We start from the raw sequence: 20,672 nt of genomic DNA on the forward strand, positions 1-20,672 counted from the left end.
CTTTTTTAAAAGCTATGTAACGCAGAATCAATGCGGGCAGTAATCATCGGTCCAGCCTCATTCGTCAAGTGGTCTCGATTATACGCCAGTGAGTCAGGATAATCGTGATTACCCATCTTATTTTCATCAAGTATCTTGAAATTCTTGTACGTCTTGGAAATATCCGCAATTTCCTGAATCAAGCTATCAGCCTGACTGCGACGGATTCCGTAACGACCAAAGGATCCCGTCTTCTTGAAAGCTGGACTCTGCGGAAAAATGACGCCAAGAACCCTCACATTTTTTTCTGCAGCAAGCTTAACAATGGCTTTTAAATTTTCAAGGTTATTGTTGCAATCTTCCGCGCGATAATCAAGCCACGTACTGTCGAAGTCAACAACAGGATCTTCTTCCCAACCAATATAAAAAGGAACATTATGCATTCCTCGATGGCGCGTATATTCCTTATGATCACTTTCATCATTGTAACTATTCAGAGTGTATTCTGTCAGGCCTTCGGGATATCCATCCTTCCAAAAATCATGATTGGCATCATATACATAGCCAGGCAGGTAAGGGGCTTCCATAGCAAAGAAATTGTTGAGCTCTTCTCGCTCGGACAAATACCATAAATCAATATCTAGAGAAACAACCACATACTTCAAATTCTTTGCATGAGGGAAAACGTAATTCTCAAATTCATATCTTGATTCATACAAGATATTCGGAATTATCGACATATTTACCGCATAAATATCCTTGCTAAACGCGTAAGGATCAGCCGCAGCCGAAGGACGAGAACTGCCAAGAATCACGGTATTGATAGAATCCTTATTCGTCCAAAAAAGTTCAAGTTTCTGACGAATCATCGAAGCTTCCATGCTAAAGCCTTCCTGATAGTAAGCACCAGCACTATCAGGATCCAGCTTTGACACCGTAGAATCCAGCAAGAAAACTTTATCGACCCACATTGACGGATGCCAAAGTTCATCGCCTTGAATCAAAGTCGTGGTACTTGAATCAACCAAGTTAACAAGAGCTATTTCACCATGAGCTCCATTAACATTCGTCAAAGAAGCAATAGCAAAATCAGAATTAACCCATTCTGTATGGTCAAAGGTTCTACCCTTCGGAGCCTTAATCGACTTAATCAACTTACCAGTACTATCGGCAAAGAAAATTCTTTCATGAGTCCTATATTTTTCACCCACAAAAGCATTCCCAGTCTTTCCTGAAAAGTCAAGGAACAAAACACGTTTAGAACCATCTTTGTTCAAAGAAACATTGCAAGCCTGGTTTCCGTTATACCATTCTGAATAGGAATCATCATCCTTATAAACACGCAATATCCCAGCACCGGAGACAGCCATTGAATAATCCGAAGCAACGCCACCATTAAAGGATCCTTCAAAAAGCTGTCTTGGCTTTCCAAATTTTTCACCTTGGAAAGAAACAACCCACGTACCATGTTTTTTCCAAGAAGATAAATCGTTATTGAGATCGGTATCGTCAACAAAGGTAATCAAGGTATCGCCATCCTGCACAATCCATCTAGGAATTGCAGCGGATTCCACATCAAGCTTAATAGCGGTGCTACCAATATTCAACCTACGCACATACAAACTTGAAGTTCCCTTCACCCCTTCGCTCTTAGTACAAAATGCAACCCATCTGCCATCAGGAGAAATTTCAGGATGGAAAACATTCATGGTATCCTGAATTTCAAATACCGATCCACCCCAATTGGCATAATCCACAAAAGCTAGATTTCCCGAGACATCATTTCTGAAAGCAAGTTTAGCCCTATAGGTGCGCATCAGGCTTTTCATTTGCGAAGTGGAAAACACAACCTGCATTCGAGATGTTTGTGCGGTTCCATTAAAATCCAGCCACACGGCATTAGGAATTGAGCCAAAGGCAAGTCTAAAGCCTACATAATCAGATTTCTTCGAGGAAGAAACGGTATACACATACCCGCGGGAAAACAAATTAATATTGGGAAGTTCGCTGAGATAACCACCCCCCTTCACAATTCGCTCACCCCAAGCACCATCCACTGCACCTGCATAATTTGTAACCGTCGTATCTTTAAAGTAGCCAAGCCAATCGTTCACAAATTCCATGGCATTACCCGCCATATCGCAAAGTTCAAAGCGGTTTTTCGGCTTAGAACAAACCTTGTGTGTTTTAAAATCGGAATTGGAAGCATTCCAACTGTTTTCGGCATTCCAGCCGGCGCTTGCCGCATAAATCCACTCAGCCTCTGTCGGCAAACGGTAGCTTTCCTTATCTGCATTAAAAATCAGATTTTCCAACAGGATACAATTACCTGCAGAATCAAATACAGCCTTGGAATACTGGTATGCTGTATCCAAATTTTCAGACTTACTGCGAGCATTTGCATAAAGTACAGCATCATAGTAAGAAATAGAAGTCTGCGGCAACATTTCATCGTCGCAGACTCCAGCTGTCTTCATCAGCGATGAATATTCACCGCAAGTCACTTCATGTTCAGATATGGAATAGGCATAGGAAAAATCAACCCTCATTCGAGGGCGTTCCTTTGCGGGAGCCGATTCATCATCCGTACCGAGAAAAGCATTTTTCCCTTTCGCATCAATACGAATCATTCCCGTATGAAGAGTATCTACGGAAAATTGAATTTCATCATTGCAATCCTTACATGACTGCGGGTCCGAAGAACACGCAAACAACAAGAATGACAGCAATGAAAAGAATAAAAATTTCACTTAGAACGGCCAGTTACCTGTGGCCTTTAAAATCAGGTTCAGAAGGTACAAGACATAGACCAGCAACAAGATGACGCCAGCGATTCGGTTAATGCGGCCATCGCCCTTACGACGGAAGCCAAGCACCAACAGAGACAAGGTCAGCATAGCCATCAACGGCATATCCCTGTAGAGAACATCTTGTTCAATATTACCCATAGGTGCAATTGTTGCGGCAATGCCAACCACCATCAAGGTGTTGAAAAGATTGGAACCGATAATGTTGCCTACAGCCAAATCATCTTCGCCTTTACGGGCGGCAGCGATAGAGCTAGCCAATTCCGGGAGGGACGTTCCGATAGCCACAATGGTAAGGCCGATAAGCAAGTCACTAACGCCAAGGCTTCGCGCAATTTCGACGGCACCCCAGACAAGGGCGCGAGAACTTGCCACCAGAAGAGCCATACCAAGAACCAGGAGTCCGATAGACTTACCCAAGCTCATGGGAGCAGCAGCCTCGTCATTCTGATCAGTCATTTCTGCGACAGCAGCGTTTTTCTTTTCCCGCCAGATATTGAATCCCATAACGCCAAAGAAAACGCACAGGAAAACAATACCGTCTATACGGGATACAGAGCCATCTACAAGCAGAACAATAGAAAGGATAGTCACCCCGATAAGCAACGGCAAGTCTTTCTTGAGAACAGATCTCTGAACGAGGATCGGAGAAATCAAGGCCGTCACGCCAAGAATCAAGGCGATATTCGCAATGTTGCTACCATAGGCATTACCTAGGGCCAATTCCGGATTGCCCTGCACAGCAGAGATTGCAGAAACAACCATTTCAGGAGCGCTTGTGCCGAAGCCAACGATTACCATACCTATAAGTAAGGTACTCATACCACAAAAGCGGGCGACGCCAACGGCGCCGTCCACAAATTTGTCTGCACTCCAGACAAGAACTATTAAGCCAATGATAACAGCAATTGCAGGAATTAACATCTGTTATTAGAGGATGTAGAAGGAAAGACCCATGGTGAATGCACTAGAGCTGTTATCGATGTTGAGGTCGTATTCATCTTCATAGAGCTTGTTCATACCGAGTTCGTAACGGATATCGAAGCTGATCAAGTTGTTCGGACGAATGGAGAGGCCGAGGAGGAGGTTCCAGTCAACAGAAACACGCTGGTCGTCTTCAATCATGTCAAACTTATGCTTGCCGGGAACGCCAGTGGTGTGCTTTGCATTTGCACCAGTGTCTTTACCTGCGCACATGTAGGAGAAGGTATCGCTCAGCGGAATGCCGACGCTAGTACCAATACCGAAGGAAACAATGGAACGGGGTCCCTTGAAGTCAAAGAGTACAGGAATGTTCAACTTGTACTGACTGATCTTGCTGGAAGTGCTGTACCAGTTATCATCGCTGGTGGAAGCTTCGCTATGTTCGAAGAGCAAACCGACCTTCAAAGCAGAAGTATAGGTGTTCAGCGGAATGGAAGTGTGAAGACCGACGCGCCATGTCATACCGGACATATCGTAGTCAAAGACATCTTCCATAAAGAAGAAGGAACCAACGAAAGCCTGGACACCAAAAGCGAGTTTCTGAGGTTCGTAACCACGATCGGTAGCAGCAGGCTGTACATAAGAGGCCTTTGCCGGAGCAGCAGTTGCCGGGCGGGATTCAACATTGTAAGTCTTGTAGGAACTGCCACCACGAACGGCAACAGGTGCGGGGGCAGCATTTTCTGCAGGAGCGGCTTCCATGACGGAAGCTTCATCAGCGGGTGCTTCAACAACGGGAGCAGATTCTGCGGCAGGAGCTTCAGCTTCTACAGCAGCGGGGGCAACGGATTCTGCGGCAGGAGCTTCAGCTTCTACAGCAGCGGGGGCAGCGGATTCTGCGGCAGGAGCTTCGGGTTCTGCAGCAAAAACGGAAGCAGCAGTAGCGAGCACAGCCATGATACTAGTAAATCGGATATTCATATAATTGTCCTCCTTTTTCAAAGTTTACGAAAAATATACAATGTTTTGATTATCAAAAACGAGCCAAAGTTGCATAAAATCATAATTTTTTTCCAAAACGGCTTTTTAAGGTGCAAAAAAAACGTTTTTTTCTACATTATCAGATATGAAACTGAATATCGTCGCTAAGGAATCTGGCAAGGCAAACGCCTCCGCCCTCTTTTTTGTAAAGCAATCCGTCCAATTTTCCGCAGTCCTTTCTGAAGAAGGAGAAATGCAGGCTGAATCCGTATTGAACGGAATCAAGGACGGAGTCTTTGAAGATCTGGAATTTCTAGAAATCGAAGGCAAACCCACTATTTTCGTGGATGCAGCGAAGGAACGCGGAATTTCCAGCCTGGACCACCTTCGCATGGCCGCATACCGTTTGGCACAGCGCGCCGCCAAGAAGCAGATTCCCATGGTAAGCATTATGCTCGCCGACGCAGCCAACGAACAGTTCAAATCCATTGCACATGGCCTCGCCTACGCAGACTACAAGTTCGATGCCTACAAGAGCCACAAGAAAGAATCTTTCCAAGTGACCTTCGAAATCATCGCCGGCGAACACGTTTCTGAATTCAAGAAGATTGCAGAAGATGTCGCTGTAGAACAGAAGGCCATCGTTCTCGCCAAGAACTTGATCAACACTCCTGCAGCTGATTTGACGCCTGCAGACTTTGTGGAACGGGCAAAGACTGTAGCAAAATATACCGACGGTCTCTCCATCAAGGTTCGCGATATGAAGCAGCTTGAAAAGGAGGGCTTCATGGGCCACGTTACCGTTGGCAAGGGCAGCTCTCGTCCGCCCTTCATGGTAACCCTCAGCTACGACGGCACCAAGGGTTCCAAGAGCCCGCGCGGATCCAAGCAGGAAAGAACTTCCGCAGACCATCTGGTTATCGTCGGTAAGGGTCTCTGCTTTGATACTGGCGGACTCTGCCTGAAACCGCCTAAATCCATGCCGGAAATGATTAGCGACATGTCTGGTGCAGCCACCACCTTGGCAGCCATCCAGGCCATCGCCACATTAAAACTCCCCCTCCGCGTAAGCGCAGTGCTTTGCCTTGCAGAAAATGCCATCGGCAACATGTCTGTTCTTCCCGGCGATATCTTTACCGCTAAGAACGGCAAGACCGTCATGGTGGACAACACCGACGCTGAAGGCCGTTTGGTTCTGAGCGACGGCCTCGCCGAAGCAGGTCTCATCGGAGCAACCCACATCATCGACCTTGCCACCCTTACAGGAGCCATGGTCCGCGCCCTGGGTTACGCTGTAACAGGTTTCTTCAGCAACGACGACGACCTGGCCCGCGCCGTGATCAACTGCGGTGAAGAATGCTGCGAAAAGTTCTGGAGCATGCCTCTGGAAGAAGAATATGCTGACGCCCTCAAGGACAAGTTTGCCGACCTGAAGAATACCGGAAGCGACGCTGGCGCAATTTCTGCAGCATTGTTCCTCCAGGAATTCCTCCCGGCAAATACCGCATGGTCCCACTGGGATATCGCAGGCACCGCCTTCGTTTCCAAGAAGTGGAAGTACACGGAATACGGTGCCACCGGCTTTGGCGTACAGACCTTGATCGAACTTGCACGCCGCATGTCCCAGGGCAGCCTCAGCAATTGCGAAGGCTCCTACGAAACGGTGTAAATTCACAATCATTCGTTTTAATCCTCGCAGTAAAATGCGAGGATTTTTTGCTCTAGGAAAAAAAAGTTACTTTTTGTGCAGTGAAAGTATTGACAAGTGCTCAATAATGCACTATATTTAAAAAGGTTAAATTCAAAACCTTTATATGAGGTGCAAAATGGACAAGTTCAATAACGAAAATGCCGAAGTTGAAGCCGGCGAAAGCAAGCGCAAGGGCCTGACTCCCCGTCAGGAAGAAATCCTGGAATACATCAAGAAGTACTCCAAGGAAAACCGTATGCCGCCTACCGTTCGTGAAATCGGCAACCGCTTCGAAATCTCCTCTACAAACGGAGTCCGTTCCATTCTCGCAGCCCTCATCAAGAAGGGTTACATCAATCGTTCTCCCCGCCTTAGCCGCGGTATCGAAATTCTGAACACCGGCGACGAAGCAGAACAGACTGAAACCGTAAGCAATACCATTGAAATTCCTATCGTAGGCCGCGTCGCCGCAGGTACCCCGATTCTCGCCGTCCAGAACCTCGAAGGCACCGTCACCATCGACCGCGACTTCCTGGCTTGCCGTTCCGACGTATTTGCACTTCGCGTCAAGGGCGACTCCATGATCAACGCAGGCATCTTCGATGGCGACCTGATTTTTGCTCGCCAGCAGAAGACTGCAGACCGCGGCGAAATCATCGTGGCCCAGGTGGACAACGAAGCTACCGTCAAGTATTACCATCCGGCAGCAGACCATGTGGAACTGCGCCCCGCAAACCCCAACTACCGCCCCATCGTAGTGAAGAAGGACAAGGACTTCTCCATCGCTGGTCGCGTTATCGGCGTGATGCGCAAGGTGAACTAAGCAAACGAACTAATCGAGCGCACCAGTACAGCGCGCGATATAGCGGATAAAATTTTCACACACACAGGTCGTCGGTTTTTCCGGCGGCCTTTTTTCATACAAATTTTCCGGCAGCTTATTTCTAAAATTTACCAGCGGACATTACTTCTCGAAATTATTCTTCATGCAAAAAAAAGGCGCCGACCCGAAAGTCAGCGTCTTCTTAACTTGTCTTGAATAGCAAGCCTTTCGGCCTAAGACTATTCACCCATATCGGCGAGATCTTCTTCAGCTTCCTTCAGATCGTCTGCATCCGGGCCCATGATTTCATCATCTTCTTCATCAAGGGAGTCACCCATGCCGCCCAGCTGGTATTCAACCTTACGGGCTTCCTTGGACTGACCGAGCTTAAGAATCATTGCACATTCTTCGCAGTAGCCGAGATGCTTGTCGACCCAGAATTCCGGGGATACCAGGTTGCGGTTGCAACGAGTACACATCTGAGATGCAGCTTCGCGTTCGAATGCGAGGTTCTGTTCTTCAAGTTCCTTGAGGATACGTTCGGTAAGTTCTTCCTGGGTTTCTTCTGCAAGGGAAATCTTGTGACGGATTGCGGAAGTGGGCTTCATTTCAAGATTCTTCATTTCAGAAGACATCTTCTTCTTGTTGGAGCGATCTTCCTGTTCGTCGATTTCAACGAACATCACAGTCTTGGAAAGCTTCTTGACGCCTTCGAGAAGAACTGCATAGTCAGCATCAAGGCCCTTCTTCGGCTTGGCGTCTTCCTTTACTTCAGGAACTTCGACAACTTCAACCGGCTTGGTTTCGTCCTTAGCCTTCTTGCCCTTCTTTTCAGCAACAGGTTCCTTGACTTCTTCTACCTTCGGTTCAACCTTGGCGGAAGCCTTCTTATCAGCCTTTACAGCCTTTTCAACCTTCTTCGGTTCTTCCTTTACAGGCTTAGCAACCTTGGCAGGAGCCTTTGCAACTTTCTTCGGTTCTGCCTTTACAGCCTTTGCGGGAGCCTTCTTTTCAACCTTCTTCGGTTCTTCCTTAGCAGCCTTGGCGGGCTTTGCGGCAGCCTTCGGTGCAGGCTTAGCAGCAACCTTTGCAGCCGGCTTTGCGGCGGCCTTCTTCGGTTCAGCCTTGGCAGGCTTTGCGGCAGCCTTCGGTGCGGGCTTTGCAGCAGCCTTGACCGGCTTTGCGGCAGCCTTCTTTTCTACCTTGGCAGGCTTTGCTGCGGGCTTAGCCGCAGGCTTTGCAGCCTTAACGTCCTTAGCAGGCTTCTTGGCTGCACTGGCAGGGGCAGTCTTCTTTGCAGGAGCTGCAGCCTTCTTGGCAGGAGCCTTTTCAGCGGGCTTCTTAGCAGGAGCCTTCTTGGCTACCGGCTTTTCCTTGGACGATACTTTCTTAGAACTCATAGGTTACTTCTTTTCCACAATTTTGATGTTAATAATGGGATCGTTCTGTTCAATGCGGCAGACAACGTCATGGCCGGAAAGCACCTTACCGAAAACAGTGTGCTTGCCGTCCAGATGAGGTTGAGCAGTATGAGTGATGAAGAACTGGGATCCATTGGTATTGGGTCCGCGGTTTGCCATGGAAATGACACCTGCTTCATGCTTCAACTTGCTAATTTCATCATCGATCGTGTAACCCGGACCGCCCTGGCCATTGCCCTGGGGGTCGCCGCCCTGGATCATAAATCCAGGAATGACACGATGGAACGTAAGTCCGTTATAAAAGCCGCTATTGGCCAAGTCAACAAAATTTGCAACAGTATTCGGAGCAGACTTGAAATCCAAATCAATAACGATCACGCCTTCATGAGTAGTGATGGTCGCCTCGATAGCCTTGATACCAGAATAATCCTTGTTAAAGACCTTTCCTTCGGCACAGCCAAGGGCAACAAGTCCACTCAACAAAGTCGCAACAAAAAACTTCTTAAAGATTTTCATAAATTCCATTGTATAAATCGACTAAGATTACCGATTTGTCAACAATATAGATTTTTTGCAGACACCATACGCTGCACATCCCCAAAACATAAGCGTTTTAGCCTATAAATCCTTATCATTTTCTATATTTGACATAAAATTAAATACGGAACCTTATGGCTCATAACGACAATATCAGAAATTTCAGTATCATCGCCCACATCGACCATGGTAAATCCACTTTGGCCGACCGTATGATCGAACTGACAAAGACCGTTTCCAAGAACGAAATGATGAACCAGCTCCTGGACGACATGGACCTGGAACGCGAACGCGGCATCACCATCAAGGCCCACGCCATCCGCATGGTATACGAACGTGACGGCAAGGAATACATCCTGAACATGATCGATACCCCGGGGCACGTGGACTTTACTTATGAAGTGAGCCGATCCCTCGCAGCATGCGAAGGCGCCATTCTCGTGGTGGACGCAAGCCAGGGTATCGAAGCACAGACTTTGTCCAACTTGTATCTGGCTATCGAAAATAACCTGGAAGTCATTCCCGTCTTGAACAAGGTGGACCTACCGGGCGCACAGCCCGACCATTTCGCACAGATGATTGGCGACCTGCTGGGTTATGACCCGGATAAGATTCCTCGCATTTCCGCAAAGACTGGTCTGAACGTGGAACAGGTTCTGGACAAGATTGTGGATGAAATTCCCGCGCCCGAGGGCGAAAGCGACAAGCCCCTGAAGGCTCTGATTTTCGACTCCGTCTACGATTCCTACCGTGGCGTGATCAACTACATCCGTATTGTGGAAGGCACCCTGAAGCCCGGCATGAAGATTCGCATGATGAAGACCGGCGGTGAATACATGGTCACCGAAGTGGGAACCTTCAGCATGCGCCGCGACCCGAAGCCGGAACTGACTGCTGGCATGGTAGGCTACGTTCTCGCCAATGTGAAGACCATTAGCGACGTGAAGATCGGCGATACCCTTACCGATGCGGCAAATCCTGCAACGGAACCTCTGCCGGGTTACAAGGATATCCTCCCCATGATCTATTCCGGTATCTACCCCATCAATCCGGAAGATTACAAGGACCTCCGCGAAGCTCTTGAAAAGTTGCGTTTGAACGATTCCGCCCTCACCTGGGAACCGGAAACTTCCGAAGCTCTCGGCTTTGGTTTCCGTACAGGCTTCTTGGGACTTCTGCACATGGAAATCGTGCAGGAACGCTTGGACCGCGAATTCAACGTGGACATCATCACCACCGTTCCCAACGTGGAATACCACGTATACATGAGCGACGGTACCATGGTGAAGATCGAAAGCCCGTCCAAGCTCCCCGACGCCAGCCGTTACGACCACATCGAGGAACCTTACGTCAAGGCACAGATCTTTACCCCCAAGGAATTCGTGGGCGCACTCATGACCCTCTGCGACGAAAAGCGCGGCGAGTTCGAGACCATGGAATACCTGGATGAGACCAAGTGCATCTTGAAGTACAACCTCCCCCTGGCAGAAATCATGTTCGACTTCTACGATCGTCTGAAGTCCGTGAGCCGCGGTTATGCTGGTCTTGACTACGCTCCCTGCGGGTACCGTCAGAACAACTTGGTTAAGTTGGACATCTTGCTGAACGGCGATCCGGTGGATGCATTCTCTGTGATTATCCACCGCGACAAGGCCCACACCTACGCCAACGCCATCTGCGTCAAGCTGAAGGATCTCATTCCTCGCCAGCAGTTCGACGTTGCCATCCAGGGCGCTATCGGCGGCAAGATCATCAGCCGCAGCACCGTGAAGGCTGTCCGTAAGGATGTGCTCGCCAAGTGCTATGGCGGTGACATTACCCGTAAGCGTAAGCTCCTTGAAAAGCAGAAGGAAGGTAAGAAACGCATGAAGAGCATCGGCTCCGTGGAAGTGCCCCAGAAGGCATTCCTCGCTGTGCTCTCCCTTTCCGACAATTCCACTGGTGGTGGCGAAGACTAATTCGCACGGGGTTAGCTTGTCTAGACTGGACAGAAAAGTTAGGCGTTTGCAGAGGCGTAACAGCCAAAGCCACGCCTTCTTTTTGTTTATAGTGCTGCTGATGTTCCTCGGCGGTGCAACGGTTATTCGTCTCTACGTCTTTGAACCGGTAAAAATCATGGATGCATCCATGGCCCCAAAGTTCAAGGAACAGTCCATCGTATGGATGTGCAAACTACCCTATTGTTTTTCTGGTTTGACGGACCAGGACATCGTTTGGGCAAAGCTCAAGTCCGACGAGACACAAGTGCGCAGCATTCTCGCCATGCCGGGAGACACCATTGAAATTTCGGACAAAGGAAGAGTCGTTTCCGCCCACAGAAATTTCAAGTGGAAAAACGAAGACGCATTTATCCAGAGCAGAGCCATGTACGTTCCCAAAACGGGCGACACATTGGTCTTTAGCGAATTGAACGACGTGGAACAGGATTACGTCATAGCCTACCTTCGCGACAAAGGCGAGAACGTCCTTGTAAAAACAACCTTGTGGCAAGGCGGCAGAGAAATCAGTCTTGATCGAGTGGGATCCACCAAGATTGCCAATCGCCAAGTCAGCCTAAACGAAATCGACTTCTTACCTTGGCAGGACCGCTACCTTATCGAAGAACAGATCCGCCAAAGCGAACCTGGCAACGCCCCTATTAAATTGAAACGTCAGCTATTCTATGGCGAAATCAAGAAGGTTGCCGCTACCGATAAAAAGGATTCTACAACTTCACAGGATTCCACAGCAACACAGGATTCCTCTGTCGTAAAAGACTCCGGTGCAGTTGCGATAAAACAGGATTCAGTCAGCGTAGACACGGCACAAATATCCCAGGCACACAATAGCCAGAGTGTTAAAGTCTACGGAGCACAAATCAACGAAATCGTAATCGAAGACGACTGCTATTACCTTATCTGCAAAAAGGGTTCCAACTGCCCGGACTCCAGAGAACTCGGCTACTTCAGAAAGGACCAGCTCATCGGAACCCATGTGGCATGGCCCGACAAAATCAAGGAAAACTTCATCGAGCCGGTGATGAAACGAGTTCGAATCGTAACGACATTGGTTTCCGACACATGGACTCACGCAACAAAATGGGCAGGCGATAAAATCGACCAGGTCAAGGAATGGTTCCAGAAAAAAGAAGAACCAAACGAATCTGCACCAGAAGCAAATATCGACGCCATCGAAAAAAGCTACAAGCAAATGCAAAAGAAATCAAACAAGAAGCCTAAGAACTAATCTTTGATTTCAATAAATCGAAAAACATTTTATAAAAAAAATGACCTGCTCAATGAGCAGGCCATTTTCATTTTCGTTTATCCGAATTAGTCCAGGGTGTGAACCAGGAGACCGTCACGGAGCTTCGGTTCGAACCAGGTGCTCTTCGGCGGCATGATTTCGCCAGCGTCGGCGATGTTCATGAGCTGATCGAGAGTGGTCGGGTACATTGCAAATGCGCATGCGCATTCACCGCTATCCACGCGCTTGACCAGTTCGCCAAGACCACGGATACCACCGACGAAGTCGATGTTCTTGGAGGTACGCGGGTCTTCGACGTCGAAGAGAGGCTTGAGGATGAGCTTCTGGAGGAGAGCCACATCGAGGCTATCCACAGGGCCCAGGTTCTTCAGATATTCAGCCTTGAAGGTGCAAGCATACCACTTGCCGCCCATGTAGAAGTTGACCTGGTTCTGCTTTGCCGGGCTCTGCATTTCTGCGAGAGGAGCAATGTCGAAAACCTTTTCCATTTCTTCCATGAGCTGTTCCGGAGTACGGCCGTTCAAAGTCTTGAGAACACGGTTGTAGTCCAAGATCTTCAGCTGAGTGCTGGGGAACAAGATGGCGAGGTAACGGTTGAATTCTTCGTCACCAGTGTAGGTGCCAGCCTTCTTGGCTTCTTCGGCACGGTAGCTAGCGGCGCGAGCGCCAGCTGCACTACGGTGGTGGCCATCAGCGATGTAGCTAACAGGAACAGCTTCGAAAGCCTTACGGATGGCAGCAATCTTGGCGTCGTCTTCGATAACCCAAACGGTGTGGCCAAAACCATCGGCTTCGGTAACGAAGTCGTAGGTCGGAGCGGTCTTGATGACATCAGCCAACAATTCAAACTGGCCTTCGTCGCGGTAGGTCAGGAACACCGGACCGGTGTTGGCGTTGGTACCGAGCACATGGCGCAGACGGTCTTCTTCCTTATCGGCGCGGGTCAGTTCGTGCTTCTTGATGGTGCCGTTGAAGTAGTCTTCGGCAGGAACGCAGCAAACCAGGCCGTACTGTTCACGACCGTTCATGGTCTGACGGTAGATGTAAAGGCAATCCTTCTTGTCGTGGGCAATGACGCCGTCGGCAATCATCTTGTCCAGATTTGCACGGGCATGTGCATAAACCTTAGGATCGTATGCGTCCAAGGAGTCATCCAGTTCCAATTCGGAACGGGTAACACGGAGGTAGGAGTGAGGAAGGCCCTGAGCCATTTCCTTGGCTTCAGCGCGGTTCATCACGTCGTACGGCAGAGCGGAGATGTTCTTGGCTTCAGCGGGATCAACCGGACGGAGAGCCTTGAACGGATAGATGTGCATCATAGGTTTCTTTCCTTTGTGAGCTTCTTTGATTAAAACTTCGTCTTCAGCAATGAGATTGTGAATAAATCCTGTTTTCTTCGCCAACCACTTTTTACGGCGATGGTTTACAATGACATAAGCTAGAATAAAAAAGATGACTCCACCGATGGCAGCCACAATTGTGATGCCAATAAGGAATGCAATCAAGTGGTCCGGGGCGTTTTGTGCCAAATTTTTAATGACCGTAACGCAGTTCTTAAAGGACAAGCCTTCCATTTCAGACAAAAAGTCAAAATTGATCTTGTCCGGGTCAATAATCTTGCAGCCGATATAATAGCCCGCGGGATAGTAAATACCGAACTGGGTAAAGGGATTTGCCACAAAGGAGGCTACGACACCAGGAACCTTGGGGAGCTTGAACATGGCGCAGAAGGCCACAGTCAAGAGGATTGCCACGCCGATGGTGGGCCAAATACCGATGAACACGCCTGCGGCAACAGACCACGCTACACGAAGGGCGTCCTGATTCTTGGGAAACATGCGATTGTAATAAATACGGCTCAATCGCTTGTACTTTGGTTCTTTCTTTTTTCTTCTCGGTAATTTATCCAATACGCTCATACGGGGGCAAAAGATAGCAAATTTTTACATTCGGTATATGGGTTAACCCTTGTTGTCTCAATAAATAGTCAAAAACGTGCATTTTGCTACATTTACAACTATGAAGCATTTGATTTCGAAAGAAGGTTTTGAAAAGTTCAAGGCGGAATGGGAACAGCTCAAGTATGTGGAGCGTCCCGCCATGATCAACCAGGTTCAGGCTGCTGCTGCCGAAGGCGACCGTAGCGAAAATGCCGCCTACACCTATGGCCGCATGCGAGTTCGCGAAATCGACCGCCGCCTCCGTGAACTGGACCGCATTTTGGACGGAGCAAAAATTGTGGAAAATGCCGCCCCGGAAGATGGTTCCATCAAGTTTGGTGCCACCGTCAAGATGAAGGACATCAAGACCAAGCGCGAACGCGTCTACAGCATCGTCGGCGAAAAGGAAATCAACCCACTGGAAGGCAAGATCAGCATGAAGTCCCCCGTTGGCGAAGCCTTGATGGGCAAGAAGCAGGGCGAACAAGTGCAGGTACAGGCGCCCCGCGGAACAATCACGTACGAGATTCTTGAGATTAATTATTAAAAGCAGCGAGGTCGGCCTGCGGCCTAGAGGCTCGAGGTACGAGGTAAAAATCGAACGTCGCAAAAATAAGCTCGCTTATTTTTATCTTGTCCTCGCTTGGCGGGGATGACCGAGATGCACCATCAAAGCAACGAAGTTGCTCATTCATAAATCATAATTCATAATTAGAATTGTATGTTTATCGATTCCCATTGCCATTTGGACGCTTACGAAGAATACTCCAACGAGTCGCTGGACAGCCTTTTTGCACGTCTGCAGGCCGCTACGGATGCCGCCCGCAACGCACAGGAGGATGCCGCCCGAGGAGAAGCGCAAAATAGCGCCGCCTTCCCTATCCCGGATTTGAGCAGTCAAAAAAGCTGGAGCAGTTCCAAGTCCGACGCGCCGGACCCCAACGTGCGTATGCCCGAGGCATTCATCCACGTGGCATGCGATCCGAAGGATTTGACCCGAGGCGTGGAACTCATCGAGAAGTACAGTTTTGTATACGGTGCCTTCGGGATTCATCCGGAGTATGTCAGCGATACAACACCTGAGGACGAAAACCGCGTTGCAGAACTTTTGAAGCACCCAAAGTGCGTCGCCTGCGGCGAAATCGGCCTGGACTATCACTACGGCGCCGACAAGAAGCACGAACAGTGCAAGCTTTTTGAACACCAGCTGGGCATCGGAATCGATTCCGGAAAGCCCCTGGTCTTCCACCTGAGAGAAGCAGATGACGACGCCCTCGCCATCCTTCGAAATGCTCAGCTCCACGGCAGAAACATTCACGTCCATTGCTTTACGGGCACTCCCGAATTCGTGGAAGAACTGTTGGCCTTAGACGCCAATGTGTTCATCGGCTTTACGGGAATCGTCACCTTCAAGAGTGCCCAGAACGTCCGCGACGCAGCCGCTCTGGTTCCCTACAACCAGATTCTTCTGGAAACGGACTCTCCCTACATGGCACCCGTCCCCCACCGCGGAAAGACATGCCATTCCGGATTCATTCCCTACACCGCCCAGATGCTTGCAGACATCAAGAACATCCCTGTGGAAGAACTCTATAGGCAGTGCCGAGAAAACACACGGAACTGCTACGGAATTTAGACTCAAGGACAATATCCAAAATCCATTAAACATTCAAAAAGACTCGGCAAAACCGAGTCTTTTTCTTTTTAAACTTTTGTATGGATCTTAAACCTTCGCGACTTCTGCAGGAGCGTAATGCTCCTTCAGGTAACCAAGCGCCAACTCCGGCGGCAAAGGCTTGCTGAAATAGAATCCCTGAATCAGGCGGCAGCCTTCATCCTTCAGGAAGTTCAACTGCTCTTCGGTTTCAACACCTTCAGCAATCAAATCCAGATTCAAGGACTTGGCAATACCGATCACCATTCGGGCAAAGGCCGCATCTTCTTCATCCTCAGCCACGTGGTCCACAAAGGACTTGTCCATCTTCAAGGTATGAATCGGATAACGCTTCAGATAAGACAAGGAACTATAACCGGTGCCAAAGTCATCGATGGAAATCTGGAGACCCATGTTGGACAAAGCCTTCATGATTTCAATGGTCTTTTCAGCTTCGCACACAGCAGTGTATTCCGTAATTTCCAGTTTCAAATTTCTGGGATTCAGGTTTGTTTCCAGCAAAACCTTCTTGATGTCGTCGACCATGCTGTCCATGGCAAACTGCTTTGCAGAGAAGTTTACAGCCACCTGGATATCTTCAAAACCAAGATCCACCCACTGCTTTGCCTGAATGCAGGCCATACGCAAAATCAGTGCACCCATGGGAATGATCAAGCCAGTATCTTCGGCAATAGGAATAAATTCCGCCGGAGAAATATAACCCTGTTCAGACTGTTTCCAACGGACCAATGCCTCAAAGCCAGCAATACGGTTGCCCTTGGTAATATCGACAATGGGCTGGTACATCAGCACAAATTCCTGGGCCTGGATCGCACGGCGAATTTCAAATTCAAGCTTGTAAAGCTTCATGGCCTTTTCACGGATGCCACCGCTAAAGAACTGAATGCCACCATGGTTCACGCTCTTCTTCATTTCGCGAAGACTTGCAGTAGCGTTCGCCATAACATCTTCAACGCAGTCCACATCTCGATTCAAGGCCACAGCCATGGACACGCTGATGTAAAGATCACGGCCCTCAATCTGCACGGGCATCTTGACCGCATTGTGAATGCGGCGGACCAGCGGCAAGACTTCAGAGTCTGAATCCTTGCTTTGAAGGTTGTGAAGGACTACAGCAAAAACATCAGGTCCGATTCGTGCGATGGTATCGGTAGGACGGCACTGGGCCTTAATGCGGTCAGCCACAATACGCAACACGGAGTCGCCAACATTGATGGAGTAGGACGTATTGATTGCGCCGAAACTATCAATATCCAGGAGGGCTACGGCAAAAACATAATCCGGGCGCTGCAAGGCAACATCTACATCAATCTTCAGTTTTTCCAGGAAGAACTTTCGATTGTACACACCCGTGAGAGCATCCCTATAAGCATAGAAGTTCTGCTTTTCAGAAGTCGTATGATCGATACATTCATTGATAGCACCCACAATACGAACCGGGCGGCCATCTTCACTCTTCTGGACGTTACCAGTAATCTGAACGCGCTGTTCATTTGCGGAAGCACTCTGCAACAAGGAAACACGAACAGAGAAGTATTCACCATTCTCAAGAGACGTATTCAAGGCATCCTTGAAACGGAGCCAGTCACTTTCAAGAATATGGGTCTTCAGGAAATCAAACGAGTCGTCCACCTTCAAGGGATCAGCAAGCAAAAGTTTGGCAGCTCTTTGAGACCAGTACACCTTTCCTGTCGCCACATCAAAAGTCCAGAAACCGCTGGATGAAACATCAACCATCATCTGGAACAGTTCGTCCTTTTCCACCAGGTCCTTCTGGAAATCGCGGATCGGCAAGGCGCTGGTAGGCGGAGGCGGGACAAGGTCCACATCGTCACGCATCTTGCGGCGACTGCCAATAATCGGGAAGCGATATGTAATGGCGACAATAATCAGGAAAACATCCGCCATGGCATAAGGAACCACAAAGGCGACGTTATGGGAACTCTGGATAATTTCGGGGATGAATGCGGCAAAGAAAACCCCTGCAAACAAGAGCAGGAACCTCAAAATTTTCTTTTCGTCAAATAAACGCATGTATAAACCAATCCCTATCCAATCAATAATATATGATATATCTCACTTAATGCAACAAAAAATTTTCATTTCCTAAAAAAAATTGTAGATTGTCATACTTTTACGACGAACAAACGGAACAAAGAACCACAAAAAAAAGGAAATTATGACCACGATCCTTTTTCAGGGAAAAACACCCTAGACAAAAAAAAGCCCCAGGCCGTATGGCTTGGAGCTTTTTTATAGTGCCAGAGGGACTCTAGCTGCTACAATGTAATTAAACAAACACACGTACATCAAAGTTTAATTTTTACCGCGTTTTTATCGGCTTTTATTTCTCTTTTGATGTTGTTAGATTAATTACAATCTATTTTTAGTCACAATATTGTCACACACGTTTTGGTCACACAAGAGGTAGCGCCATTGAGTAAGGTCACAAAAACCCATCGCGTCACAGTGTACAAAAGACCCATGCCAACGGGAAACATATTGTTATACTACAACTATACCGTAGATGGCAAGCGTTTTCGCGAAGCCAGTGGGCTTTGGCTGATACCAGTCAAGACGTCCGCGGACAAGGCTAAAAATACAAACACAATGCGACTAGCGGAGGAAGTCGCCAGGCAAAAATCTGCCGATTTGGACGCCGCCGACAACGGGATCCAGCAACAAATTGAGAACACCCACATCCTTCTGATCGACTACATCCAGAAGACCATCGATGGCTACGACAATTACGAGTTCGTCAACAGCCGAACCAGCCTAATTTCACTCATCAGGGAATTCAAGGAATTCACCCGCGTTGTCGACATCAACAGGACTTGGTACGCCGAGTTCATTCAATTTCTATTCAACAAGGGGCACAAGACTAACACGGTCTGCGGTCGCTGCAACATTATCAAAGCTATCCTGCACAAGGCTCAGCTTGACGGCATAATCAAGCAACGACCAGACTTTTCTGGGCTCACCCCGACGCCGGAGCCCGGACAGCGCTGTTTTTTGACCATTGAAGAGCTAAGAAAGATGGCCGCAGCCGACTTCCCCTCCAGACTGAAAAATCCATTCTTATTCGCCTGTTTCACGGGTCTACGATTGAACGACGTAAGGTGCCTGAAATGGTCCGACATCCAAGACGGAATCATTTACCTGAGACAGCACAAGACAAAGCAACTTGTACAGGTACCCATCAGCAAGAACGCCGCTCAATTCATGAACGCAAGGACTTCAGATGAGCGAGTTTTTTACGACTTCCCCACTTGTGAAACCTGGTACGGGTCCAAAATCAAGCAATGGGCAAAGCTGGCTGGCATCGAAAAGAACGTCAGTTTCCATGTCAGCAGGCATACGTTTGCGACCCTGACACTAGGTAACGGGGCTGACCTTTTTACGGTCAGCAAGTTGCTCGGACACACCAAGATCACCACCACACAGATTTACGCCAAGGTTCTGGATGAGGGGCGTCGCAAGGCCGTCGACGCAATTCCTGAACTTTAAGGAGCGTTGTTTAGGCGCGTGAAATTATCTGGATCCACGGGTAACGAACGTGATTTAAATTTTGATTTATTGAAGCAACCAACGCAAATCCGGCAAAAGGCATGTACACACCTTTTGCATTCAGGCCATTCAGGTTCCATCAGACCTCGCTGGTTATTTCCAGGACCGTTCCGCAATTCTTGACTAGCTGCTTGAACGCCTCGGTGCTGTTTGATAGTTTGTTGGTCACAAGGCTGCAACCGTTCCCAACCAAAATGCACCCGGCGGACTCAGTGGACGCGTTATTCCCAGGATGAATACGGATTCCCCTAGAAGGCGGAACCTTGGCATTGTACAGGAGTGGCACATTGCTGTTCAGTTTCGGGGTAAACTTCGGGGAATAGCCAACCTCCACGTCATAGGCTCCTTCCGGAATCAAGGTCTTTGCGTTCTCAGCCGTAAAGTAAGTACCCCCGACGCAGTCCAACAAAACGCCAAGAACAACCTTGGACGTTTTCTTAAATCGAATAAGCTTCATCGTTTTTCCCTTTCAATGATGGCACCCACATAGTATCTATGCGGCCAACGTTCGCATAGCACCACTCGGTCTTCTTTGGAGGACCGTACCAGCTGTGAGACGATCCTACGGCAAATTCAACGAGCCAGGATTTCACTGGGCTGTACTTGCAGACGTCACGCAGGAAATAACGCAGTATTCGGTTTGTCGGCTTGAAGGTGAGCGACTGGCCGTAGCCGAGTGCGTCGTGCATCAGCCAGGCCACCCTTTCGTCAATGGAGCCCAGGTTCGGTACATAGCGGTCCACGATTTCAGGGCCGCTGCGTCCGTCAAATATGAAGCCGGCCAGGGTCTTCACGTGGAGGGTGCCGACGTCGGTCTTGACGACAAGGTGGATAGGCTCGTCCAGGTTATAGCGGCGGGCCTCCTTGCGGGTGGTCTCCAGCCCGGCGAGGCACTCGCGACCGGGTTCGCTGTCCACGAATTCGTAGGACAGGACCATCTTCATCTTCATAGGTTCAATCAGCGCGTTCTTCATGAGTCCCTCCGCGTAATGTCCTTTAAGGTCTCGCAAGGATGGACGATTTCCTCCGCATCCTTGTTAATAACATGGAAGAGCCGACAAGAAATCCAGCCCATAACGTAG

The 20,672-nt window shown here is 48.7% G+C and carries 16 protein-coding genes; 7 read left to right on the top strand and 9 right to left on the bottom strand.

What is annotated here, in order from left to right:
* Positions 1-5 precede the first annotated feature (5 nt).
* From MJZ25_04970 to MJZ25_04980, 3 genes are read right to left on the bottom strand one after another with little or no spacing between them, the layout of a single operon-like run.
* A complete protein-coding gene (locus MJZ25_04970) occupies positions 6-2,729 on the bottom strand; it encodes a TIGR02171 family protein (protein ID MCQ2123520.1) in 2,724 nt (907 codons plus the stop codon).
* Positions 2,730-3,710 (bottom strand): calcium/sodium antiporter, encoded by a 981-nt coding sequence (locus MJZ25_04975; GenBank protein ID MCQ2123521.1) that lies wholly within the window; start codon positions 3,708-3,710, stop codon positions 2,730-2,732. It lies immediately after the preceding gene.
* A 6-nt stretch (positions 3,711-3,716) separates the two neighbouring features.
* Entirely contained in the window at positions 3,717-4,691 is a 975-nt protein-coding gene (locus MJZ25_04980; GenBank protein MCQ2123522.1) for a PorT family protein, read from the bottom strand.
* A gap of 145 nt (positions 4,692-4,836) precedes the next feature.
* Here MJZ25_04980 and MJZ25_04985 point away from each other — a divergent pair, with 145 nt between their 5' ends.
* Positions 4,837-6,360, top strand: coding sequence for a leucyl aminopeptidase family protein (locus MJZ25_04985; protein MCQ2123523.1), 1,524 nt, complete (start codon positions 4,837-4,839; stop codon positions 6,358-6,360).
* A gap of 157 nt (positions 6,361-6,517) precedes the next feature.
* Positions 6,518-7,204, top strand: a complete 687-nt coding sequence (gene lexA, locus MJZ25_04990; protein MCQ2123524.1) for a transcriptional repressor LexA — start codon at positions 6,518-6,520, stop codon at positions 7,202-7,204.
* Between the two features lie 239 nt (positions 7,205-7,443).
* Here lexA and MJZ25_04995 read toward each other — a convergent pair whose 3' ends face one another.
* Together MJZ25_04995 and MJZ25_05000 are read right to left on the bottom strand one after the other, a co-directional pair.
* Positions 7,444-8,604, bottom strand: a complete 1,161-nt coding sequence (locus MJZ25_04995) for a hypothetical protein (GenBank protein MCQ2123525.1) — start codon at positions 8,602-8,604, stop codon at positions 7,444-7,446.
* Positions 8,605-8,607: 3 nt separating this feature from the next.
* A complete protein-coding gene (locus MJZ25_05000) occupies positions 8,608-9,141 on the bottom strand; it encodes a peptidylprolyl isomerase (protein MCQ2123526.1) in 534 nt (177 codons plus the stop codon).
* 155 nt (positions 9,142-9,296) lie between these two features.
* On the opposite strand from MJZ25_05000, the gene lepA reads away from it, so the two are divergent.
* Together lepA and MJZ25_05010 are read left to right on the top strand one after the other, a co-directional pair.
* The gene (gene lepA, locus MJZ25_05005; protein ID MCQ2123527.1) at positions 9,297-11,120 is read left to right on the top strand and encodes a translation elongation factor 4; all 1,824 of its coding nucleotides are present in this window, start codon (positions 9,297-9,299) and stop codon (positions 11,118-11,120) included.
* 100 nt (positions 11,121-11,220) lie between these two features.
* Positions 11,221-12,387 carry a S26 family signal peptidase gene (locus tag MJZ25_05010; protein ID MCQ2123528.1) on the top strand — a complete coding sequence of 389 codons (1,167 nt, stop codon included), beginning with the start codon at positions 11,221-11,223 and terminating at the stop codon, positions 12,385-12,387.
* Between the two features lie 86 nt (positions 12,388-12,473).
* On the opposite strand, the gene MJZ25_05015 is transcribed toward MJZ25_05010, so the two are convergent.
* Positions 12,474-14,246, bottom strand: a complete 1,773-nt coding sequence (locus MJZ25_05015) for a DUF1015 family protein (protein MCQ2123529.1) — start codon at positions 14,244-14,246, stop codon at positions 12,474-12,476.
* A 181-nt stretch (positions 14,247-14,427) separates the two neighbouring features.
* Between MJZ25_05015 and greA the strand changes: the two genes are divergently transcribed.
* Both greA and MJZ25_05025 read left to right on the top strand, forming a co-directional pair.
* The gene (greA, locus tag MJZ25_05020; GenBank protein MCQ2123530.1) at positions 14,428-14,895 is read left to right on the top strand and encodes a transcription elongation factor GreA; all 468 of its coding nucleotides are present in this window, start codon (positions 14,428-14,430) and stop codon (positions 14,893-14,895) included.
* 174 nt (positions 14,896-15,069) lie between these two features.
* On the top strand, positions 15,070-15,984 hold the full coding sequence (locus tag MJZ25_05025) for a TatD family hydrolase (protein ID MCQ2123531.1): 915 nt from the start codon (positions 15,070-15,072) through the stop codon (positions 15,982-15,984).
* Positions 15,985-16,071: 87 nt separating this feature from the next.
* Here MJZ25_05025 and MJZ25_05030 read toward each other — a convergent pair whose 3' ends face one another.
* A complete protein-coding gene (locus MJZ25_05030; protein ID MCQ2123532.1) occupies positions 16,072-18,057 on the bottom strand; it encodes a GGDEF and EAL domain-containing protein in 1,986 nt (661 codons plus the stop codon).
* Between the two features lie 576 nt (positions 18,058-18,633).
* Between MJZ25_05030 and MJZ25_05035 the strand changes: the two genes are divergently transcribed.
* A complete protein-coding gene (locus tag MJZ25_05035; protein ID MCQ2123533.1) occupies positions 18,634-19,530 on the top strand; it encodes a site-specific integrase in 897 nt (298 codons plus the stop codon).
* Between the two features lie 139 nt (positions 19,531-19,669).
* On the opposite strand, the gene MJZ25_05040 is transcribed toward MJZ25_05035, so the two are convergent.
* The gene (locus tag MJZ25_05040; protein ID MCQ2123534.1) at positions 19,670-20,047 is read right to left on the bottom strand and encodes a DUF5675 family protein; all 378 of its coding nucleotides are present in this window, start codon (positions 20,045-20,047) and stop codon (positions 19,670-19,672) included.
* Positions 20,028-20,564 (bottom strand): hypothetical protein, encoded by a 537-nt coding sequence (locus MJZ25_05045; protein ID MCQ2123535.1) that lies wholly within the window; start codon positions 20,562-20,564, stop codon positions 20,028-20,030. The genes MJZ25_05040 and MJZ25_05045 overlap by 20 nt, the downstream gene beginning before the upstream one ends.
* Between the last annotated feature and the right edge of the window lie 108 nt (positions 20,565-20,672).

This window comes from Fibrobacter sp., assembly GCA_024399065.1.
Lineage (GTDB): Bacteria > Fibrobacterota > Fibrobacteria > Fibrobacterales > Fibrobacteraceae > Fibrobacter.

Coding starts and splice junctions, on each gene's coding strand:
- MJZ25_05030 (MCQ2123532.1), bottom strand. CDS start 18,057: ATGCGTTTATTTGACGAAAAGAAAATTTTGAGGTTCCTGCTCTTGTTT.
- MJZ25_05045 (MCQ2123535.1), bottom strand. CDS start 20,564: ATGAAGAACGCGCTGATTGAACCTATGAAGATGAAGATGGTCCTGTCC.
- MJZ25_05040 (MCQ2123534.1), bottom strand. CDS start 20,047: ATGAAGCTTATTCGATTTAAGAAAACGTCCAAGGTTGTTCTTGGCGTT.
- lexA (MCQ2123524.1), top strand. CDS start 6,518: ATGGACAAGTTCAATAACGAAAATGCCGAAGTTGAAGCCGGCGAAAGC.
- MJZ25_04995 (MCQ2123525.1), bottom strand. CDS start 8,604: ATGAGTTCTAAGAAAGTATCGTCCAAGGAAAAGCCGGTAGCCAAGAAG.
- MJZ25_05025 (MCQ2123531.1), top strand. CDS start 15,070: ATGTTTATCGATTCCCATTGCCATTTGGACGCTTACGAAGAATACTCC.
- lepA (MCQ2123527.1), top strand. CDS start 9,297: ATGGCTCATAACGACAATATCAGAAATTTCAGTATCATCGCCCACATC.
- MJZ25_04985 (MCQ2123523.1), top strand. CDS start 4,837: ATGAAACTGAATATCGTCGCTAAGGAATCTGGCAAGGCAAACGCCTCC.
- MJZ25_05000 (MCQ2123526.1), bottom strand. CDS start 9,141: ATGAAAATCTTTAAGAAGTTTTTTGTTGCGACTTTGTTGAGTGGACTT.
- MJZ25_04980 (MCQ2123522.1), bottom strand. CDS start 4,691: ATGAATATCCGATTTACTAGTATCATGGCTGTGCTCGCTACTGCTGCT.
- MJZ25_05015 (MCQ2123529.1), bottom strand. CDS start 14,246: ATGTTTCCCAAGAATCAGGACGCCCTTCGTGTAGCGTGGTCTGTTGCC.
- MJZ25_05035 (MCQ2123533.1), top strand. CDS start 18,634: ATGCGACTAGCGGAGGAAGTCGCCAGGCAAAAATCTGCCGATTTGGAC.
- MJZ25_05010 (MCQ2123528.1), top strand. CDS start 11,221: ATGTTCCTCGGCGGTGCAACGGTTATTCGTCTCTACGTCTTTGAACCG.
- greA (MCQ2123530.1), top strand. CDS start 14,428: ATGAAGCATTTGATTTCGAAAGAAGGTTTTGAAAAGTTCAAGGCGGAA.
- MJZ25_04975 (MCQ2123521.1), bottom strand. CDS start 3,710: ATGTTAATTCCTGCAATTGCTGTTATCATTGGCTTAATAGTTCTTGTC.